2 protein-coding genes and 1 pseudogene are annotated in these 1,969 nt (G+C 37.4%); all 3 read left to right on the top strand.

The genetic code is table 11. From position 1 onward, the window contains the following. Window positions 1–183 precede the first annotated feature (183 nt). On the top strand, window positions 184–1,008 hold the full coding sequence (dapD, locus tag CBG25_RS18435) for a 2,3,4,5-tetrahydropyridine-2,6-dicarboxylate N-succinyltransferase (protein WP_290608483.1): 825 nt from the start codon (window positions 184–186) through the stop codon (window positions 1,006–1,008). A 99-nt stretch (window positions 1,009–1,107) separates the two neighbouring features. After that, complete coding sequence (locus CBG25_RS18430) at window positions 1,108–1,479, top strand: DUF3461 family protein (protein WP_290608482.1); 372 nt, start codon at window positions 1,108–1,110, stop codon at window positions 1,477–1,479. A 228-nt stretch (window positions 1,480–1,707) separates the two neighbouring features. Beyond that, window positions 1,708–1,800 (top strand): annotated as a pseudogene (locus CBG25_RS18425) (hypothetical protein); the annotation flags it as partial. Window positions 1,801–1,969: the final 169 nt, after the last annotated feature.

Raw genomic sequence — 1,969 nt, 5'->3', positions numbered from 1 at the left:
ACTGCTTACTTGCAAGAATATTTTATAGATATCTTTAATGCATGGATAACCGGACAAAATATGAACATCCTGATTTTTTCTTGTTTTTAAATTTATACTTCTTTTTTAGAGACTGCGAAACTCGTGAGATAAAGAAAATAGTAAACATGTTAAATAATTACAACCCAGAGGATGAGTAATTTTATGGAGCAACTTAAAACCATTATTGAAAATGCTTTTGAACAGCGCGCAGAAATCACACCCGCGACGACTAATGTTCAACTAAGTGATGCAATCAATCAGGTGATCACTCAACTTGACAAAGGCCAGTTAAGAGTGGCTGAAAAGATAGATGGACAATGGACAACACATCAATGGCTTAAAAAAGCCATGCTACTCTCTTTTCGTATCAATGATAATCGATTAATCGAAGGTGCAGAAAGCCGCTATTTTGACAAAGTAGCCATGAAATTTGCTGAGTATGATCATGCTCGTTTTCAACAAGAAGGATTTAGAGTTGTTCCACCAGCAACGGCTCGAAAAGGTGCGTTTATCGCCCGAAATACCGTTTTAATGCCATCTTACGTTAATATTGGTGCCTATATTGACGAAGGATCGATGATAGATACCTGGGCGACAGTTGGCTCTTGTGCCCAAATATGTAAAAATGTTCACTTATCCGGTGGTGTTGGTATTGGTGGTGTGCTAGAACCCTTGCAAGCTAATCCAACTATTATTGAAGATAACTGTTTTATTGGTGCTCGCTCTGAAATTGTTGAAGGGGTCATTGTTGAAGAAGGCTCGGTTATCTCAATGGGCGTCTATATTGGCCAGAGCACCAAAATTTATGATAGGGAAAGCGGTGAAATTCTCTATGGCCGAATTCCAGCCGGCTCGGTCGTCGTCGCGGGTAATTTACCGGCCAAAAATGGCAACTACAGCCTATATTGCGCAGTGATTGTCAAAAAAGTCGATGACAAGACTAGAAAGAAAGTTGGCATTAATGAGTTACTAAGAACAATAGACTAAAATTTATCATAGCGGATTATCAATTGAATATCCGCTTAGCCTTATTATTATGCTAATCTGTAACAATTGTTAGATAACCTTATTCCGTTAGGTATTAATATGTATGATAACTTAAAAAGCTTAGGGATCACTCAACCTGAAGATATCGATCACTACACCCTTCGCCAAGAAGCAAATCATGACATTCTAAAGATTTATTTTCGCAAAGATAAAGATGAACACTATCCTAAAAGTGTAAAATTCAAATATCCGCTGCAACGAAAGCTGGTTAATCTAGATAACAATCTCAAAGAGATCAATGAAATTAATCTCCACCTACGGGATGTGATCGAAGAATTAAATCAAATTTGTCAACATGACCAAACCAACCATGATTTAAAAAGTAAAATATTAAATGATTTGTGCCATTTAGAATCTGTCGTAATCAGCAAAATTGCGGAAATTAAATCAGATTTAAAAAAACTCTCCTGAATAACTCACTACTGCGTATTTATGCTAATGCTAACTGGCCGTTAGGCCAAATTTGTATTTTAAGCAGGTAAACTCGCATAACCGTTTAACATTATAATTCATACCATCGATAAATGTTGACGCTCGAGTTCAGGCACAACGCCAATTCCCAAACGAAATGCAACAAAGTAAATCCTTGGTCATACATAGATAAAATTACTGTAATGACCTCATAAGAGATACTGTTGTATGAAGGGAAAACATTTGAACTTACATGAGCGTTTTTATATCGAAAAACGAATAATTGACGGTGTTACTCAGGCCACCATTGCTAGAGAATTGGGGCTTTCTCGTTCAACTGTCAGCAGGGAACTCAAACGTAATACTGATCCCGCTTTCCATGGACTTTATTCTTGCAGAAGAGCCGATACCTTAGCGAAAGCCAGACGTCTCAATAAATCTACACGAGATGCATTTAATCAACAAACCCCGCAAACGCAGGATTTTATCC

Origin of the sequence: Arsenophonus sp. ENCA (assembly GCF_002287155.1) — a bacterium.
Classification (GTDB): Bacteria; Pseudomonadota; Gammaproteobacteria; order Enterobacterales; family Enterobacteriaceae; genus Arsenophonus; species Arsenophonus nilaparvatae.
The sequence above is the reverse complement of the archived record's forward strand: the minus strand, read 5'-3'. Positions and strand labels throughout refer to the sequence as shown.